Annotated in this window: 13 protein-coding genes; 2 read left to right on the forward strand and 11 right to left on the reverse strand. The window is 64.0% G+C overall.

The genetic code is table 11. From position 1 onward, the window contains the following. Positions 1-746: hypothetical protein (locus DA1_RS21245; protein WP_062794159.1), on the reverse strand; the 746-nt coding region annotated here is incomplete at its 3' end. A 235-nt stretch (positions 747-981) separates the two neighbouring features. Between DA1_RS21245 and DA1_RS29935 the strand changes: the two genes are divergently transcribed. Then, positions 982-1,722: a discoidin domain-containing protein gene (locus DA1_RS29935; RefSeq protein WP_080736926.1), complete on the forward strand. Its 741-nt coding sequence runs from the start codon at positions 982-984 to the stop codon at positions 1,720-1,722. A gap of 260 nt (positions 1,723-1,982) precedes the next feature. On the opposite strand, the gene DA1_RS21250 is transcribed toward DA1_RS29935, so the two are convergent. From DA1_RS21250 to DA1_RS29945, 4 genes are all read right to left on the reverse strand, one after another. Further along, on the reverse strand, positions 1,983-9,647 hold the full coding sequence (locus DA1_RS21250; RefSeq protein ID WP_051940912.1) for a PLxRFG domain-containing protein: 7,665 nt from the start codon (positions 9,645-9,647) through the stop codon (positions 1,983-1,985). A gap of 39 nt (positions 9,648-9,686) precedes the next feature. Beyond that, positions 9,687-10,118, reverse strand: a complete 432-nt coding sequence (locus DA1_RS21255; protein ID WP_034395131.1) for a hypothetical protein — start codon at positions 10,116-10,118, stop codon at positions 9,687-9,689. Positions 10,119-10,300: 182 nt separating this feature from the next. Next, positions 10,301-10,822 (reverse strand): DUF4411 family protein, encoded by a 522-nt coding sequence (locus tag DA1_RS29940; protein ID WP_080736925.1) that lies wholly within the window; start codon positions 10,820-10,822, stop codon positions 10,301-10,303. A gap of 2 nt (positions 10,823-10,824) precedes the next feature. Then, positions 10,825-11,961 (reverse strand): ImmA/IrrE family metallo-endopeptidase, encoded by a 1,137-nt coding sequence (locus DA1_RS29945; RefSeq protein ID WP_080736924.1) that lies wholly within the window; start codon positions 11,959-11,961, stop codon positions 10,825-10,827. Positions 11,962-12,105: 144 nt separating this feature from the next. Between DA1_RS29945 and DA1_RS21265 the strand changes: the two genes are divergently transcribed. After that, positions 12,106-12,771, forward strand: coding sequence for a hypothetical protein (locus DA1_RS21265; RefSeq protein ID WP_051941109.1), 666 nt, complete (start codon positions 12,106-12,108; stop codon positions 12,769-12,771). A gap of 4 nt (positions 12,772-12,775) precedes the next feature. Here the strand turns inward: DA1_RS21265 and DA1_RS21270 are convergent, their stop codons facing one another. From DA1_RS21270 to DA1_RS21295, 6 genes are all read right to left on the reverse strand, one after another. Then, the gene (locus DA1_RS21270) at positions 12,776-14,449 is read right to left on the reverse strand and encodes a hypothetical protein (RefSeq protein ID WP_155294292.1); all 1,674 of its coding nucleotides are present in this window, start codon (positions 14,447-14,449) and stop codon (positions 12,776-12,778) included. An 18-nt stretch (positions 14,450-14,467) separates the two neighbouring features. Then, the gene (locus DA1_RS21275) at positions 14,468-15,139 is read right to left on the reverse strand and encodes a phage adaptor protein (protein ID WP_034395128.1); all 672 of its coding nucleotides are present in this window, start codon (positions 15,137-15,139) and stop codon (positions 14,468-14,470) included. Next, entirely contained in the window at positions 15,136-15,588 is a 453-nt protein-coding gene (locus DA1_RS21280) for a hypothetical protein (RefSeq protein WP_034395125.1), read from the reverse strand. Before DA1_RS21280 ends, DA1_RS21275 begins: the two co-directional genes overlap by 4 nt. A gap of 65 nt (positions 15,589-15,653) precedes the next feature. Then, a complete protein-coding gene (locus tag DA1_RS21285) occupies positions 15,654-16,133 on the reverse strand; it encodes a hypothetical protein (protein ID WP_034395122.1) in 480 nt (159 codons plus the stop codon). A 59-nt stretch (positions 16,134-16,192) separates the two neighbouring features. After that, positions 16,193-17,479: a phage capsid family protein gene (locus DA1_RS21290; RefSeq protein WP_034395119.1), complete on the reverse strand. Its 1,287-nt coding sequence runs from the start codon at positions 17,477-17,479 to the stop codon at positions 16,193-16,195. Between the two features lie 17 nt (positions 17,480-17,496). Further along, positions 17,497-18,561 carry a hypothetical protein gene (locus DA1_RS21295; RefSeq protein WP_034395116.1) on the reverse strand — a complete coding sequence of 355 codons (1,065 nt, stop codon included), beginning with the start codon at positions 18,559-18,561 and terminating at the stop codon, positions 17,497-17,499. Between the last annotated feature and the right edge of the window lie 230 nt (positions 18,562-18,791).

Raw genomic sequence — 18,791 nt, forward strand, 5'->3', positions numbered from 1 at the left:
GTGGCCGCGAGCCGATACCCGGCCTGCTGCTGCAGCGCGCCGTACGGCAACACCGCGCGCATGGACTGCGCCGGCAGGCCGCCGGCCAGGAAATAGGTCTTGTCTGCCATCACGAACACGCCAGCCTCCACGGCCGCGATGCAGGTGATGGGCGCCGGGAAAATCTCGAAGCCCCGCGACTCGTCGCGCAGGCCCGGGGTAAAGGGCTCGCTGTAGATCAGCGCCGAGCCCACGGCCACCAGCAGCCGGCCGCCCTGGTAGGCGACGCTGCTGCCTGCAGGCATGACCGAGAACTGCACGTCGCCCACAACCTGCGGCTGCGCATCGAGCCAGCGCGGGGTCGGGCCGGGCACGGGGTGATACGAGCCGACGCGGATGCCGTCGGTGAAGTACACGGCCTCGTTGACCTCGCAGTACACGACTGGCGTGACCCGGCCGTATCCCGCGGCGACCTGGGTGCGCGCAGCGGCGCCAGCAGCATCCACATCGATCCGGAAGATGTCGCCGCTGTCGCAGTACAGGCCATACGAGCCATCGAGCGGCGACCAGCCCGAATGGCAGTCCAGGCCCTGCTCCGCCAGCGCATACCCGGCCCGCGTCTTGAGAGAGCCCTGGGCCGTCACATCGACGTTGAGCGCATCACGCAGCAGGTGGCCGGCGCCCTCGGGCAACCCGAGCTTGAAGTCGGGCGCGCGGTTGTCCATTCCGAGGGGGAACGGGCCGATGGGCTTGGGGGTGGATGGCATGGCCCGCAGTTTCCCGGGCGTGCATCCATAGGTCGAACCCTAGCCGGGGCACGCGCTCCGCGAAAGTGTGCGACCAATTACATTTTCATTACTCCAATAGTTAGCAACGTAATAGTTGGCTTAATAAGCAATAGGCTTCCTTGATGAATCCACCACCCAATAGGGGGATTCTAAAAATGCATGAGCAAAACTATATTAGCATGCATGACTTCACACACTGGAGGAGTAGTTGCAAATGAAATATTTCAAGTTGGCTGCGGTGGCAATTGGTTCGGCGGCTGCACTGATAACGTCGAGCGCTTTTGCTCAGTACACCGGGGTCCTGCTACCCATCCAAATAACCAATGCCTCGGGCAATTTAGCAGACATGACCAAAGCCGCTGATGGAAATCCAAACACGGCATGGAATTCCGGTGGACCAGCAACTCAATGGATCGATATTGATCTGGGATCAGATCGAATGTTTTCAACTCTCCGCATGCTACCTTCGCAAAACCCAGCTGGCGGCACTACTCACAAGATTTGGGGGAGAAATGAAGCTGGAGCTTGGTTCATCTTTGGTGAAGTTTCGAAGCTTACCCAAGACAACAAATGGATTGAGTTCAACAACATGATAGAGACCCCAGTAAGGTTTATCGTCGTTGAGACGACCAACTCTCCATCCTGGGTTGCATGGCGTGAGTTTCAAGTATTCGATGGGGGTGAACTTCGCGAAAGTTGCTTCTCGAACGACTACAACCAAGGTTGGGTTCTCTACTCAGCATCAGGTCCAAGCGATAGATGCGCGCACACTCAAGGGAAATATCTCTACAAATTCCGCGACGTGAGCCAGCAACGATCTGGCACACGTGTCTTTGCTTGCTCCACTGCCTACACTTATGGCTGGAGCATAGTTCCAGGCGGAGCCCCAGGCAACTCCAACGGACGCTGCTCCGCATTCCAATCAAATAGACTTTATGTACTGGAGCGTGATTGAGCATAAAAGTACACAAGCAACAGCGCGCAGGGATTCGCCGTTATAGCTTGGTTAGGACTTGCTGGACTGCTGAGGGCATGGCTACCATGCGTCTATGCCCGGCATCATCTTCTGGCTGCTCGTGATCGCAGCCATCCTCTTCTTCAAGCTGACCACGCCCGCCGAGCGCCGCTCGATGATCGAGGCCTACTGGCTGATCATCATCGGGCTCGGCGCCGTGGGCTTCATCTGGCAGCTCCGGCGGAAGGTCATCCGTTTCATTACCGTGCCTCTGCAGCCATCTCCCGCATTTGCTGTCGCAGCGCCTTTGGCGAGTTGTCCGCGATACGGTCGATCCGATCCTTGCCCATCTCGCGCACCTTCTTCCACACGTCGGGCATCTTGACGACGATGGGCTGCTCTGGATTGTTCTGGTTCCAATCGGCCAGCCGTGCGCGCACGCGCGCCAGGGCGCCCTCATCCTTGCGGAACAGCGCATCCGCCCACTGCGCCTTTATCTCGCTGCTGGTCAGGCTGTAGAAGCTCTTGGAACGCTGCATGAAACTGTTGGCTTCCTGAATCTCAGCCACGCTCTTGGGCTGAAAGCCGACAGCCTTGGCCACCGCCTCGGCCAGCGTGGTGTCGATCACCTTGTAGCCCTTGGTGTCCTTGTACATGCCGCTGGCGGCCATGTCCGCGCCCTTGAACGCATTGCGCACCGCCGTGGGAGACACCTCCAGCGCGGCTCGGCCCGCTGCGGACGGATCCAGGTTCATCACGCCACCCACCAACTCGCGCCCTGCCGCGAAGCCGCGGGACACCAGATCGCCCGCCGGCCCCACCACCTCGAGCAGATCCCGTTCCCGGCTTTGCTTGGTCAGCAGCAGGCCGGTGCCGGGCAGCAGGTTGCCCATGCCCAGGCGCCCGGAAACATCGATGGGCGCGCCTGGCAGGCCCGAGACACCCTGCTCAAGGAACTCGGTCAGCTCCTTGCCCACGATGCTGGCCAGCGCCTCCTTGCGCCACTGCTTGGAACTGAGGTTGTAGCCCATCATCTGGCCCACGCCGTCGATAAGGTCCTCGGCGTCCTCCATGAAGGGCACGCCGCCGGCGCCGCCCATCAGCAGCAGCATGGCAAGGGCCCAGCCCACCGCGCGCTTGCCCTCCGGGCCGCCCTGCTTCCACATCCGCTGCATCAGCTCCAGGTAGCTGACGGAATAGGTCTTGAAGACGAACAGCGTGCCGCCCACGGCGCCGCGTGCCCACTGGGGCTTGTTGGCCTTGGAATAGACGAACTGGGTCTCCAGCACGGCCTTGCGCGCGAAGGCGCCCGGATCATCCATGCCCTGTGCCTTGGCGATGCGGAAGGCCGCGATGAAGGTAGAGCGCCGGTTGAACTGCTCGGCCAGGGCGAAGGGCTGGCCCCAGGCCACCTTGGCGCGTTCCCAGGCATTGCCGGCCGCCGCGCGCGCATCGCCGGCCCGCGTACCGTCGCCAGAGCGCAGGCCGCCCGCGCCGCGCGCCTGGGCCATGAGCTGGTGCACTTCCTGCGGCGAGACCACGCCGTCGTCTTCGGCAGTTTGCAGGGCATGGGCCAAGTCCGTCTCATAGCGGAAGCTCTTGTCCATCCAGGATCGACGCATATCGTTCAGTGCCCGTGTCATTTGGCCGCTGGCCGCGCGCATGCCCCCGAACTGGCTGAGCCAAGGCAGCGTCACGGCAAAGGGCTGGGTCATGTTGACCACGGCCGAAGCCAGTGAGCCGCCCAGGTACTGCGCGAACAGCATCCCGCGCACGGCCTGGCCCTCTTCCTGGGGATCGCGGATGTAGCTGCGCAGGCCCATGGCCAGGTCCTTCAGCTCCCCCTGCTCCTTCGGGATGTCGTTGATCGCACGGTCCATGGTGCCGGCATTCAGGCCCGCCGCGCCCTGGCGCGCATTGCTGTAGATGAAGTTGGCCACCACGCGGCCCACGTCTTGGCTGTAGCCCTCGATGCCCTTGCGCTGGATCAGGCGCTTGAGCGCGCTGTGGTTGTTCTTGGTCAGCTTCAGGTATTCATCGAACACCTTGCGCGTGGCCGCGTCGGCTTCCTTGCCCACGACCATGTCCTTGAAGATCTCCAGTGTCTCGGGAGTGATGCCCGCGAACAGCTTGAAGGACTGCTGGCTCATGGTGCCCTGCGTGATCACTGCGCCAGGGAAGGCCTGGGCCATCTGGATCTTGGCCAGGTTGGCGTCCTTCATGGTCTCGTACATGCCGAAGTACTGACGGTTGCCCTCCTGGTCCACCACGTCCAGCGTGTACCGGCCGAAACGCGACAGCGGCGCATACCCGCCGTCCTGCAGATCCTTGGCCGTGGCCGCCCGGTCCACCACCATGTTGTTCAATTGCAGCAGCCGTTCGGCCATGTCAGGCTTGGCCTTGGCATCCTCCTGCAGCGTGGTGGTCAGCAACTCCAGGGCATCGGCCAGCTTGGGTGCGTCCAGCACCATGTCACGCATCCCGGCGTACTCGTCGCCCAGCGCGCGCATCATGTCCGCGCGGGCCGTCATGTCGATGGAGCGGTCGATGGCCGCGCGGGCTTCGCGGTACAGGGCAATCTGATTGGGCGTGGCGCCGAACATCGTCTGCAACTCGGCATCCGTCCAGACCGCTCCGGCCTTGAGCATCTTGCTTTCGAAGCGAGAATTCACCAGCGCTTCGTACTGGGCCAGCGGCAACCCGCGCCAGTCGCGCAGCATGCGGTCGTCCAGGCGGCCGGCGCGCAGCAGCAGCTGGGCCTTGTCGTCGGCGGGCAGGTTGCCGTACTTCTTGGCCAGCTCGTCCACCAGCACGGCCTTGCCGTCCACATCCCGGCCCCACAGCAGCGTGCCCTCGAAAAGCGGCTTGGCCACGGCCTTATTGTCGGCCGCCGAGACAGGGGTCTTGCGATTCTTGCCCACGAGGTCGCTGATGGTGTCCACGCGCGGGAGCAGGCGCGGCGCCCGGTCGGCCGCGTCGTTTGCCAGCATGGACACGTCATCGATGTTGCGCTGGGCGGTCTCGTAGACCGGCTTGAAGGCTGGCGCCCGCTCAGCCAAGTGGCGCATGGTGCCGACGGTCTTGTCCCAAACAGAGACCTTGCCTGGGTGGGACATCGTCTTCTGGAGCTGGTCCAGAGCGCTGTCCTTGATCTCGGCCAACCGGGAGCGGCTGAACATGAGGTCTTCACCACCATCTCGGCCGGCGGCCTCCCGCGTGTTGATCTGCAGGAGGCCCCGCAGTACACTGGCCACTTCTCCTGAGGTGACCTTGCCGGTGTGCCCGGATGCCGCGACAGCTGCATCGGTCCCGGAATCCCTGGCCCTCAGGAGATTTTCTTTTGTGATGACGCTATGCAAGTACATGCGCTGCGTCTCCGGGTTGCGGTGCACCAGCACTGTCAAGATGTCATCGGCCCCCTTGATACGCACCGGCGCGCTCACAAAGAAGCTGTCCTGGTTGCTCTGCGTGGCCTGCATCACGACCACGCCCTTCTCCAATACGTCCTTCACAGCTGCGAAGCCAGCTGCCTTGAACGGATTCATACCGTGCGCCATGCTGTCGCGGACAGCACGCTCATCCAGCACCACGGCACCCAGTTCGGGATTCACGGCCTGGCCACCAGCATCGCGGAACATTTTGGCCGCCCAGGCACGCAGCAGCGGATAGCCCTGGGGCGCCTCATCCCCGCGCAGCACGGCCACGGGCTCGCCCTGCAGCACGCGAGCCTTGTCCACCAACGACATCTCGGCCACGCCACGGCTGAATGACGGTTCGATGCGATCGGTCGCGGCGCGCTGCCCGCGCTCCACAAACTCGCGCGCCGGCAGGATGTAGCCCTGGATGATGTCGGCGTCCGAGAGCTTCAGCCCCCTGAACCCGGGCACGTTGGCCCGCAGCCAGTTGCGGATGGCGGCCACGGCCCGGCGCACGAAATGCAGCTGCGGCGTCTTCTCGGCCATCTCGGCCAGCACTTCCTCGGCCGCGTGGCGCCGGCTCAGATCCGTGACGCCGCGCAGCCCATATTCCTTGATCTTGGCCGCCACTTCGGCATGGCGCATGGTGGCCACCTGGTTGAGGATCTTGTTCAGTTCCGGCCCGAACATGCCGCGCAGGCCGTGGTGGCCCAGCACCTCGTGGTGCAGCACGCGGGCCGCGTCGGTGGGCGTGTTCAGCTTGCTGGCCAGCAGGTAGGCGCGGCCTTTCCAGTAGAAGCCCTCGGGCGCGCCACTGGCGCCGCCGCTGCGCTGGCGCAAATCCGCGCGCCGCGCTGCCTCGGGCACGGCCGGGTCGTTCATGTCGAAGGCCACCACGACTTCCGGCCCGTTGCTCCAGCCCTTGCGGATGGCGTCCACCGTCTCACGCACCTGCCCCACGGCCTGGGCCCGCGCCGCATCCGAAAACGCCGCAGGCTCGGGCCGCATGATGCGCAGCAGGTTGGCCATCTGGTCATCGGTCAGGCCCTGACCATCGGCTTTGCCGCGCCGGAACGGCAGTTCCTCGGTGCGCTCCGCCGGCCCGGCCTTCAATTCGCGTGCGCTGGGTGGCGTGGCATGGGTGCGCTCGCGCACGCCCGGCACATCCTCCCAGCCAGAGCCCTGCTTCTCCACCTGGCGCACCGTCACGCTCCAGACGCCATCGGCGTTGGCCGGCGTGTACGAGACCACGCGGACATGGCTATCCCCGTAGCCCTTCACGATGTTGCCCGGGGTGAAGTAGTCGGCGCGCGCCGCTTCCTCAGCGGCTGCCTTCTTGGCCAGGACGCCGCGAGGCTTTGGCTTGGCTGCTGCAGCAGAGGCCGGAGCCGCAGCCTGGACTGCACCCTCGCTGGTCGTGGAGCTGGGGAACTCGCGCGCGGTGCCCAGCAGTTCGCGGATGGGCGCATCCAGCCGGATCACCTTCACGTCCTCGCCGGCTTCGCGCGCAGCCAGCCACTGGTGGTGGCCGTCGAGCACATGCCCGTCGCGCGAGACCAAGATGGACCGATTCCCACCCTCGAAACCTTTGGCCCGTGCCACGCGCTCGCGGCTGAATTCCGCCTGCGTGGGCTTGAGGCTGGAGGCCGGCACACTCTCTTCCTGGTGCGCAATGCCGCGGGCATTCATGAAGTTGACCATGGCGCCGCGATGCTCGGCCCGGATCTGCGGCATCTCCGCACGCGGCACGCCGATGGAGCCCGAGTCGCGGGAGAACTTGGCCCAGCCGTCGCCCAGGTCGCGGCCTTCCACGGAACGTACTGGCGCGCGGCCAGCAGGTGCTGCAGGTGCTGCAGCAGCATCGGGCATGGCGGCGGCCAGCTTCTCTCGAACCTTGGGCGCCAGGTCAGCCCAGGCGCGCGTGTGCGAGGATGCCCGCGCCAGAGCGTTCAAGCCCTTGGCAGTCTTCGCCACAGCCTGGCGCTCGGCCGCCGGCATGCTGGTCCAGCGCTCGCTGGCGGCCAGCAGCTGGGCGCGCCGCGCGTCGTTCCCTTCCTTGGCGATGGCCACGGCCTGCTGCTGACCCACCGTGGGCGCTGGTGCAGCGGCAGGCGCTACAGCGGCAGCCTGTTCGCTGGCGCCACTTCGGCCAGGTACAGCAGATTGCACGCTGGCAGCAGGCTGTCCGGCACTGCCACCTCGCGGCCCAGCAGGCTGTGCATCTGCCGCGCGTCCTGCCGGCTGACCGCCCCCAGCCGCCGCAGCAGCCGCAGGGCCTGCTGGGCGTTCATCTGCCAGCCGTACTGCAGGTGCGGTTGAATCATCGGTTGCTCCTTGAGGTTGCATGGCGTCAGCAAGACGGAGCTGCAGCTCCGCATTCAGGTTCTCCCAGCGCGCGCCGTGGAGACTGCCTTTGATGGCAGCATTTACACCGCCCACACGCTTGGCCAGTGCCTTGCGCTCCGCGGTGGGCATGCTGGCCCAGGCCGCGCGCCCGGCGTCGATGCGCTGGGCAGGGGTTTGGACTGGCGCTTGAGCCTGCGAGCCTGGCGCTGCAGCTGCTTGCGCGCCATCGTGCTGAGACGAGGTGGTGCCATTGCTCAGCCCCTGCGCAGCTGCAGGACCTGCAACCGGCGCTCCCTGCGCTCCTGCTGCCTGCGAAGATTCCGCGCGCGGCGGCTGGGCTTGATCGGCTTGTGTGCCATCGATGCTTCCTTGCTTGGGGGTGGTGGATGTGGGCGCAGGCGCGGTGGCACGGGCCTGCTGCTCGCGCTCAGCGCGGCGCCGCTGCAGCTCGTTGGCCAGCGGCATGCGGACTTCCTTGGCCTGGGCTGAGCGGAAGGCATTCGACAGGTCCTCATCCGTCCAGGTGGCCAGGGCCCCGCCCTGGATCTCGCCGGTGGCAGGGTCTGCAGTTACCCGGCGCTCGGATGCCTTCTTCTTGGCTGGCGCGCGTGCAGCTTCCTCAGTGGCCTGGGCCATGGCACTTGCCTGCTGGGCCTGAGCCGCCGCGCCGGAGTCCACGGCAATGGCAGCAGCCGCGGAAAGGGAGCCGGCCGCAGGGTCCAGGCCCATGGCCTCGGACGGGCGCAGTTCGCCGATGGCAGCGTCTATGCGAGCGGCATCGAGTTGCGGCGCAGGCGTGATGCCCTGCTCGCGCAGCCGTGCTTCATCGATCACGGGCTCTTGCTGGGCGCTCAACTGGCGCATGAATTCGTCGCGGACCTTGGCCAAGCCGGCGGGCACTTCGCCATCGGCCTGGTTCTCGCTGACCTGCTGGAACAGATCCGGACTGAAAGCCTGGTGCAGCGAGTCCGCCGCAGCCTTCCGGTCCTCGGGAGGCAGGCTCTCGTCCTGAGCGCGCGCCAGCGCATCACGGTATTGCTGCTGGCTCTCGGGCCGGACCATCTGGTCGATGGCCGGGCCGTAGGTTGCAACATCGGGCAGGCCCGCAGGCTCTGCGCCGGCATCCGGGGGCTGGGCGGCAACATCGCCCGGCTGACCAGCAGGCACCCGTGGCTCGCGCATCGCCCGATACCCCGCCGCGCCGCCGCCCATGGTCGCGCCCGACAGCGTGCCCAGCACCACAGCCGTGTCCACGTCCTGAGACCAGTCCTTCCCCAGGGCCAGGTTCTGGAAGATCTGCTCTGCCACCGACTGGGGCAGCTCCTCGAGGAAACCTTCGGAGATGGCGCCTTCGATCACCTGGCGCGGAATGCTCTTGACCGCACGATGCTGCAGCAGTGGATTCGACGCAGCTGTGGCCGCGTCATCGGCGAACTGCTTGGCGATGCCCTTGTTGCCCTGAGCCAGCATCGTCTCGGCATCACCGATGCCCAGACGCTGCGCAACTCTGCCGCCCCCAAAACTAATGCCGGCCGTAGCCGCGCCCGTGGCTGCCGCTGCGGCAGCCTGCCCAGGCGAGAGCAGTCCATCGGCCGTCTCCTGGCGAATCTGCTCAGCAGCCGAGCCCGCGCCCACGACACCCTCTCCCAGTGCTCCCGCTGCTACAGCCCCCTTCAGACCCGCCTGACCCAGCCGAGTGGCAGCAGTAAGCCCACGCGAAACCACGCCAGCAGCACCCATGGCCGGCAGCGATTCAACGACCGCGCCGACGATGTTGGAAGGGTTTTCTACCGCAGCCTTGAACTTGCCGCCCAGTCCCTCCGCTTCCTGGAATTTCCGCTGGGCTTCCTTGGTGGCGTCAGAGTGCCATTCGTTGATGGCCTCGCGCGCCTGCTTGGGCCGGAAGCCTACTGCACCACCCTCGTTCTCCAGAATCTTGCCCGCCCGCCCGCCGGTGACGATATCAGCCAGGCCGACAGCAGCTTCAGGGACGGCCACAGCGCCCTTGGCAACCCAGGCCGCCGCGTCGCGTGCGTAGTCGGTGACGCTGCGCCCTGGCGGCTCCTTGCCATAGTCAGGATCCGCGAACGGATTCTTGGTCTGAGGCTTGGCGCTCGGCGCTTCGGCGCCGTAGTCGGGATCGGTGAACGGATTCTGTGCCATCCCCCCACTCTCAAGGAGAGGTGCGGGGGCGGTCGAACCCTAGCCGGGGGCGGATGCAGAGCAGCCCCTGGGCGGTGGGGCGTATTTTGATCGGGAGGACAGCGGCCCACTCTGGAGATGGGCATTTCCTTCTGCATTTGCCCCCGAAGGTGCCGCCGCGCGGTCCAGCGAGTCCATTGCGATGTCGATAGCCGCGCGCGCCCTGGAGAAATCGACGGTCCAGCTGGTGTCGGGTGCCAGCGGCAAGTCTGGCCGGTCGGTGGCCACGCAGCCGCCGTGGAAGTCGAACTCGCGGCGCGCGAGCAGTAGCACGTCGCGCACATAGGCCAGGTCGGCGTCGGCGGGCCGCGCGCCCGCTTCAGCCCGCCGCGCCGCAGCCCTCGCACGATGCGCCGCGCACAGGGCTACGCAGACCAAGGCAAGCGCCAGGAGCAGCGCACCGGAGAGGATGAGGATGGGGAGATGTGCCATGCCCCAGTGTCAGCACCGGGGCGGGATCGCGCGAACCCTGGGCGTGGCTGATGGGTGTGGTACTGGGCGCACTGACGCTGCAGGTCACGTGGTAGCCCAGAAGCGACGAAGCCCGCCGAAGCGGGCTCTTTACAACAAAGGGCGTGAAGTCTTTCGAGGGTATCAAACAGCGCGCTACAACGTCACGCACCTGCCAATTCTCGATGTAGAAATGTAGACTCGGAGTGTTTCGAAAGCATGTCATAGACATACATCGTTTTCACATTATTTGCCGCCGCTGCGTCGGGTATTAATATTTTACGCCGTTGCGCAGGGTTGCTTAGCTCCTGTGTCACCACCGTGTAGTTATACGCTTTAGCCACAGCAATTAAGAAAGCATCAGCCACTTCATTCTTGGCAAATTCTTTTTTTGCGTGCTCTTTAAAGTTACTGGCGTTGGCCCACTGCATTATTGAGCCATACTCCGCCATTACCTTAACATCAGCCATGTCGTCAATAAAGAACGTGGCAGGCAAAGTTTTGACCCAGGCGCAGCAGTTATCTTCCCGAGCAGTTAGTTCATCTTTAACTTTTTTTATCGAGTAGACAATGCCGTTGTCGTGCGCCACTTTGAGCCAATCCCAAAATCCACCGCAAAAATCGAAGCGATAGTACATGTTCTTGGCTTGGATGAACACATTGGCGTCAATAAGATACTTTGCCAAACCTACACCTCTCTTTTCCTGTAAAGCTCGGCCACTGCATTCGAAGAAATATTAAGCAACGCGCCAGCATCCCTAAGCATCACACGACCAGCAAAAGCCTCGGAAACTAAGGCATTGGTAAGCTTTTTGCTATTTCTTACAAGAACTGTTTTGTAATAATCGCCACCGCCATCGGCATTAGCTTTTGCATCGTTTGCTTTCGTTTGGTGCAGCACACTTAGATACGACTCCTTATCCATAAGATCAAGATCCATCGCCCTCTTCGCAATCACCAACCGACTCACCTTGAAATAATTTGGAAGTCTGTACAACGCAAGATCTCCCCAAACGTTCCACTGATCCAAAAATTCATTTTCAGGTGTCAGCACCTCAGCTGCAACTTGATTGCACTTCTGCTCTAGTCCATCAAACCTACCAAGTACAGAGACAGACACATCAGATACACCGCTTGCACCAAGCCAAATGTGCGCTATTTCATGCAGCAGAGTAAAAATCCACGCTGCCGCACTATCTTTCCCATTAATAAAAACGACTGGTGCGAATTTATCCACCAAAGCAAAGCCGCGAAATTCTTCAACATTAAGTGGCTTATGAGCATTGTTTTGCACAACGCCGTTTTTGAACACCAGTATGCCTGCTGCCTCTACACGTTTAACCAACTCCGCGTAATACTGTTCTTTAGTATCACATTTAACTCTAAGCGCGACATCGCACCCAAGAGTCGCAGAGATGCTCTCGGCAACAGCTTTTGCAGAAGCGGTTTTTTGGTCAAAGCTTCCAACAAACGGAAGTTGATCAGCTTCACAATCTTTTAAAAATTCCGAATACCATTCCTGTTTCTTTTTTACATCAGCCAACGTGTCAAAAAAAGCTCGCGAGAGCCGCTTTGCGCCTGGCACTTGCCGCAGGTCGGGTATTTCTGGATCGGGGATGTTAGGCGGCTCGCGTAAGAAAAGGAAGCCGAAAGGCACCTGCGCAATGGAGGCAAATTTTTCTGCCTGCTTCGCGGTGAGCTTGCCATCCATAACTTGCTGAGTCTTCGAGGGACCTGCGACACGGGCAGCAAGTTGCTCGACAGTGGAACCTATGTTCCCTGCCGCCCACTGGAGGACTTCTGGTGCGAGACTGAGCGTTGCCATTTGGGGCGTATCCTATCAAATGAATGTAACAAGCCGTAGAACAATGTTTTCGGTTCGTTCACCTATCATTCGTACACAGATGTAGGGACTGGTCCATCTCCGGCGGTGTTGCATGGGACGGGTACAACCCAGAGGGAGCAACACATGAGGAAATTCCTCAGATACCAATTCGTTCTGCTGATAGCCACATGGGCAACTTGCAGTGTGGCCGCTGACTACGCCACCTGCCTGCTAGACAAGCTCCCTGGGGTCAAGAACGCGCCGGCCCACGCTGCCGCGCTGAACCTGTGCGCCCAGCAGCACCCTGACAAGTTCTTCGAGGTGCGCCGCGGCTCAGGGCGTGGGCTGCTGGGCCCGAAGTCTCCAGAGCAGTGCACACTGGACAAGGCGCGGGACACATCCTGGCAGCCGGCGGCAGGGATGATCATGCGCGCGTGCGGTTGCCTGTACACGCCGAGCGCTGGACCGACGGACATGTGCGAGCGGTATCCGCTGTCTGCGGAGATTCGCGCGCAGCACCCGCTGGTGAAGACGGATGCCGAACTGCTGAAGCTGGAGACCCACTACCGGAAGATCTACACAGCGCACCCAGATGCGGATGCGCTGTTCGCGCGCAAGGACTTCTGGGCGTGGGTGACGCAGGACAAGGGCCGGGAGAACGCGATCACCAAGGGCTCCACCGACACGGTGATACGCACGATGAGCGAATTCAAGGCCAATGACTGGGAGCGCGGGACCATGAAGGCCCCGCCCAGCGGAAGCAATCCGTTCGCTGACCCCAACTACGGTAGAGAGCTTCTACAGAAATAGGCCGTCAACGCGGTGCGATGACGCGAGCTGCCGCGCCCTTCCCATAGATCTCGTCAAACATGGCCGCTTGTCCTGGGTTCGCACGCAATGCGGCGATGTGATTTGCAGAGGGCTGGGCCGTGTTACCCCCATCCACCCTCTGCACATCCCCCGTGGACTTGTTGTAGCGGATGACACTTCCCTCGGTTGTAGAGCCGTCGGCGTTCTTTGTGGCGGGCGTGACCTGCAGAGCCCACGGCGACGGATCTGCATCGCCCCGAATCGCGCGCATGGCCTGCTGAGCCTGCTGCTTCTGCTGGGGCGTGGCATTGGGATCAAGGAGCGTATTGCGCAGCTGCTCTTCCTGGCGCTGGGCCCGGGTCTTGAAGCCGCGCGCTTCTGCCTCTCCCTGCAGGCGCTGCTGCTCAATGCCCACGCGCATGCCCGTGCGCCCTGTTTCCCCGGCCTGCTGCATGGCCTCGCGCTGAAGTCCGCCGGCTTGCTGCATGTCTTCGCGCATGAGGCCTGCGTTCTGGCGCATGGTCTCGGCTTCCAGACCTGGCTGCGCCTGGCGCAAAACCGCGTCGGTACCCAGCATGGCGCGGTACCGCTGCATGTCCGGGCTATTTTCAGCCCCACGCCCGCCGAAGCGCCGCGTGTTGGTGATGGAGCTGGCAGACACCTCGGCATTGCGCAGGTCGTTGCGGGATTGCCAGTCGTTGCCCGAGTGGGCGATGGTGGGCGTGCGAAAGCCCGGAAAGCCCAGGCGCGGCTGCTCGACCTCGGTGCGCTGGCCGGGGGTGAAGCCGCGGGCTGTCGATTGGTCGGCTAGGTTCTGAGCGGCCAGGTCGTTTTGCCGAGAGGGCAAGCCGCGCGGCTCGCTGCCCAGGGCCGCGCCCTGTGCGCTGTCGGAGAAGCTGTTGCCCTGGCGGAAGATCCCGGGCTGGACTTCCTGTGGCGCCGCCGAGCTGGGCGGGCCCATGGTGCTGCCGGCGGATGGCGTGGCCTGCGGCGAGGTGGCCGTGGCTGCTGGAGCTGTGGATGGCGTGGGATTCACACCTGTTGAGGCTGCAGCGGGTGTCGAAGCCGCGGCACCACCACCAGCGATCCCGGCACCACCGGCAAGCGCGCGCGGGGCATTGAGGCCGGAGTTGAGCGCGCCGCTGATGGCCCCGCCAGTTCGCGCGATGGCACGGGCGCTACCACCCAGCGCACCAGGCACAGCATTGGCCAGGTTCGACACATTGCGGCCCAGCTCGGTGTTCATGGGATTGGACTGCGAGCCATCTGGTGTCGGCGCCTTGGGGTAGCCGCCCAAGGGGATCTGGTCCTCTGGCCGGCCACCGTTGGCGAAGAACACCTTGGGCTTGAAGCCGCGCGGCACGAATGCCTGTTCGGGTGCTGGTGTGTGGGTGGCATCGACGGCGGCCTGCAGCGCGCCCGCGCCGCCCATGGCGTGCACGGTATCGGGTGGCAGCACGAACTCCCCAGGCTTGAACATGCCGGGGATGGAATCGGGAGCTTGGTTCTGTGCCTGAGCTCTCTGCGCTTCCAGCACCGATGTGGGGCCGAAGCCCAGGCCAGGCCCTGGCTGGCCCCGCTCCTGCTCGCTGCCGCGCGGCCGGAACCCCAGGCGGGGCTGGTTGGCCAGCGCTTCAGCCCTGGCCTGCTTCATTTTCTCGGGATCGAATCCTCGCATGCTCTTCTCCTCCTGCTCTCACAGGGTATGGACCACGGTCACCTGGGGCTCGTCGTGACGGGTCGCACGGCGCAGATCGGCGTCGGGGCGGGCGCCGAAGTAGGCTTCAAACTCACCCAGCGCAGTGCCGGAGCGGGAGGGATCGAAGCCATCGGAGTCCGGCAGACCGAAAGCGCGATGCAGCGCCCAGTGCACGAGGTAGGCGTGGTGAGCCTCATGTATCTCGGGTTTTTCGTTGCAGTGGGTCAATTGCTTGAGCGGTAGCCGATAGGCCTCCAGCCGCAGCGTCCCCGCCTCGCGCGGCGCAGGCACCAGGCGCAGCCGCGTCTCGGTCTGGATGGCGAAGCGAGGCTCGCCCGGCCCGTGATCGCGCCAGTGCGGATGTTTGGCATCCAGAAATTCGCGCGACACGAGGTCCAGCCCGCACGCGTGCGATGTGGCCGCGCTCACGAACCGCAGATGCGATATTTCGTAGACCTTTGGATGCAGCTGGTAGCTGACCACCCCGGCCGCGACAGCGATTTCGCACACGGCAGGCGTGGAATCGTCCAGCAGCAGGCGGCCACGCACTGCGGCTTCGGCCTGTGCCTCATTGAGCCAGGCCAGCACCTCGGGTTCGCCCCAGAGATAGGGTTGCTCCCGGTCAAGGGAGTCCACCCGGAACTGTTCCACCAGCTGCTGAACGTTCATACCGCGCCGTACTCGTCAATGAAGGCGAACACCTTGGCGCGCATGTTCTCCAGGGTCATGGTCTTGGGCACCACCTGGTTGTAGGTGTCCTTGGCGAACACCTGCAGCCCTTCCTTGTCCATGTTCGAGACCTGGTCCAGCAGCTCCTGGCGACGCACGTCCTTGGCGCGCTGCTCATCCTGCAGGCGCTGTGCCTCGGCAAGCTGAGCAGCCGTATCGTCCGGGGGCATGCTGGGGGCCTGCTGACCATCCTGGCCCGCGCCGGCCTCCTCGACCACCGCTGCGCGCTGGAACAGGTCGCCATGGCGCAGGAAGTTCTTGGCGATGGATGCAGGAAGGCCGCGCACCTGCTCGAATTCGAACGAGAGGCCGGTGCCATACAGGCGGTCGATGTACGAGGGGCGGCGCCCGATGTACTGGACCGCGACATTGGTTTCTTGATTCATCATGAGCCTCTGCGGTTCATGCCAGCGCGGAAAGAGGCGTCACCGCCCCTTTTGGCCGCGCGGCGGGGTCAGTCCGCGCCCAGGCCTTCGCCGTGGACGATGAGATCCAGGTAGCCTGCCTCGGCCACGGCCGCGCCGGTGATGGTCAGCAGCAGCGTCACGGCGGCGGGGAACTTGGCCAGCTTCTTGGTCAGGTTCAGGCGCAGGTTCGCCACGGTTGCCAGGTCGATGCCCGCGCCGAAGTAGTTGGAGGCCTGGGGCAGCTCGGGCCGGTCCACGCCGTCGGTGTATTCAAAGCCCAGCGAGGCCGTGACGCCCGTGCCGAAGCCGTTGGACACGATCAGCGACACCGCCTCGACCAGGAAGCCCGGCTGCAGCGTGTTGATCTGCACGACATCATTGACGGCCAGCGCCGCGACGGCGTTGGAACGCACCGGGATGCCCGTGGCGCCCGTTTCCAGCACGCTGCGGATGGTGGTCACATTGCCATAGGGACGGGCGCCGCCGAACTGATTGCGGTCGGCGCCCAGGATTTTGATCTTTGCCATGATTGGCTCCTTTGGAAGTTCAGAAGCGAGACAGGGGGCCGCGCCCCCTGCCCCAGGCCTTACAGGCGGCGGCCGAAGATCGGCACCACGGTGTCGATCACGGTGGCGCCGTGGTCGGTGAACTCGACCCGATCACCCATATCCACGGCGAAGCGGATCTTGGAGGCGCCCAGAATGCCGCCGATCAGCGATTCGAGCTTGTCCTCGAAGTCGTCGTCCTGCTCCTTCCAGAAGTACGGCAGGCCGTTGTGGCGGCTCTTGGCGTAGCCCTTGGCCAGGGCCTGGCCGCCCAGCAGAATGGCGCGGTCCACAGCGAAGGTTTCGCCGAAGGACTGGGGCACGATCACGCCGGCCTCGGTCTCGCTGTCGAACTCGGTGCAGTACTTGATCTGATCACCAGCAAAGAAGCGGATCGGCTTGGGCATCTTCACGATCAGCACGCCGCCCCACAGGGCCACCTCGGGATTGCGGAACAGCGGGTGGTCCTTGGCATTGCGCGCGCGGGCCAGGGCCTGGGCTTGGTAATTCCGGAAGTTCGGGTCGGTGGAGAACTTCTCGTACTGGGCATCCGACACCAGCAGCACCCGGAACGGGCTGTCCTTGGCCATCTCGTCGCCATTGAACTCCACGGGGGGCGGCGGGAGCACCATCTGGCCGATGAAGCTGCGGATGGCGTCCACGTTGGACATCTTCATGATGTCGGCCGTGGTCAGGTCCACCTCGCCGGCATTCACCTTGAAGCGCTGGACCGAATCCCCGTCCACGATGAAATGGCGGTTCTTGGTCGGAGCCTTCACGCGGTTGACCACCACCTTGTTGAAGCGAGGATCCGCCGCGAGGGGGATGCGCCAGGTGATGTTGTCTTCGAAGCCGCGCGCTCCTGCCATGTGCACCAGCGACAACTGGTCCTCGTAGTTGTCCATGGCGCTTTGCAGCAAAGGCTTGGCCAGGCGGTAGATATCGACGGGGCTGCGCACCTCGTCCATCACGCCGCCCAGGTCCAGCGGGAAGCGGGCCTGGTTCACGCGCAGACGGTCTTCGGACAGGCTCACGCCCTCGCCGCGACCGGCAGCGTACTCGCCGCCCATGATGGGGATGCCGCCAACCGGGTTGACGAAGTTGAACTTCAGCTCGTCGCCCTTGCCCTTGCCCAGGTCCATGGTCTGGACGATGGGCATGGTATTGCTCGTCTGATTGGCAATCGAGCTGGCGGCAGCATCGATCTTCGGGAACTTGCCCGTAAGACGGTTGATGTTGGAATGGCGCTTCTGCGTTGCAGTGAAAACGCCCATGGCCTGCTGGACAAGCTTTTGCTTGTCGCTGGCCGACATTGCGGTTTTGGTCATGTCAGTCCTCGCTCAGTTCAGGTTTTTCGGCTCAGGAACGCTTCGCGCTGTTCTTCCGTGAGGTCGTTCATCGCGTTGAAGAGCTCCACGCCTTGGAGCGAATCCAGCCGTTCGAACAGTGACCCGCCACCCGGACGGCCACCCGGGATGTCCGAGAGGCTGTGAGGCACGGGCACTTCGAGGGCCGCCAGCTTTTCCTTGGCAGCGTTGGCCGGGTCGTTCGGAGGATCCTTTGAAGCGGGCGCGGCGGAAGCGGCAGCTGCGGCCTTGTAGTCCTTGAAGAGCTCGATCACCTGCTCGGTGGTGCCGCCGTCCAGCACGCCGCGAGCGGCGCTTTGCGCGTAGCTGGGCATGGCCTTGAGCCACGCGTCAAACTCCGCGCTCTGGGCGATGGAATCCACGTCGGGGTGTGCCGTGTAGATGGCGTTCGTGTGCACTTCATGGGCCGAGGCATGGCGGTGCTGACGCAGCGGAGCCAGCTCGCGCTCGACTTCTGCCTGCAGTTCCGCCTTCAGCTCTGCCTTGAGCTGCTCGCGGGTGGCCGCGTGCAGCTTCAGCAGACCGGCGCGAAGCCCTTCTTCCGAGTAGTCGCCGAACAGCTCCGGATCCGCGCCGGCCTCGATGGCCGCGCCTGCCTGCGCTGCCAGCTTGTCCGTCTCGGTCGGTGCCTTGCCATCGGCAGCGCGTTGGCCCGCCTGTGCCTGCAGCTCGGCCAGGGCGGCCTCTGCTGCGGTGGCACGGGCGGTCTCACGCTCGGCCTCAGACTTCCAGCGCTGTTCGCCCTGGCGTGCCTGTTCCAACTTCTCGTAGGGGATGGTGTGCTTGCCGTCTCGGGCCAGCACCACGGCATTCGCCGGGTCTGGCTCGGCCGGCGCAGCTACGCCCCCTGGCTTCGCTACCGCTTCCACAGCGGGTGCAGCAGGAGTGTTTGCCGGATCAGTGGCGGTCGCTGGCGCGCCGCCGGGTTCCTCGGACACAGCCGAGGTATCGCCATGCAACCCAGCGTTGAGCATCTGGGTCAACTGATCGGCCGACAGTTCGCCGCCCGCGCTATCCAAAGAATCCTGATGTGATGTCGTCATGCCTGTCCCGCCACATATCGCCGTGGCCGCATGGGCCAGCAATCCGGAGCAGCGCCTGGGCGCCGCGCCATCTGCTCTTGAATCCGCAGCGCCGAAGCGCCGCAGTCATCGCCACAGCGACATGCGCCATGGCTTGAAAGCAGTGTCAAAAAGCGGGGGAGGAAAGACCAACCCTAGACGGGGCGGGAATGGAAAAGCCGCCCGAAGGCGGCATGGGAATGGCGGCAGGG

The organism is Delftia acidovorans NBRC 14950 (assembly GCF_001598795.1).
Taxonomy (GTDB): domain Bacteria; phylum Pseudomonadota; class Gammaproteobacteria; order Burkholderiales; family Burkholderiaceae_C; genus Comamonas; species Comamonas acidovorans.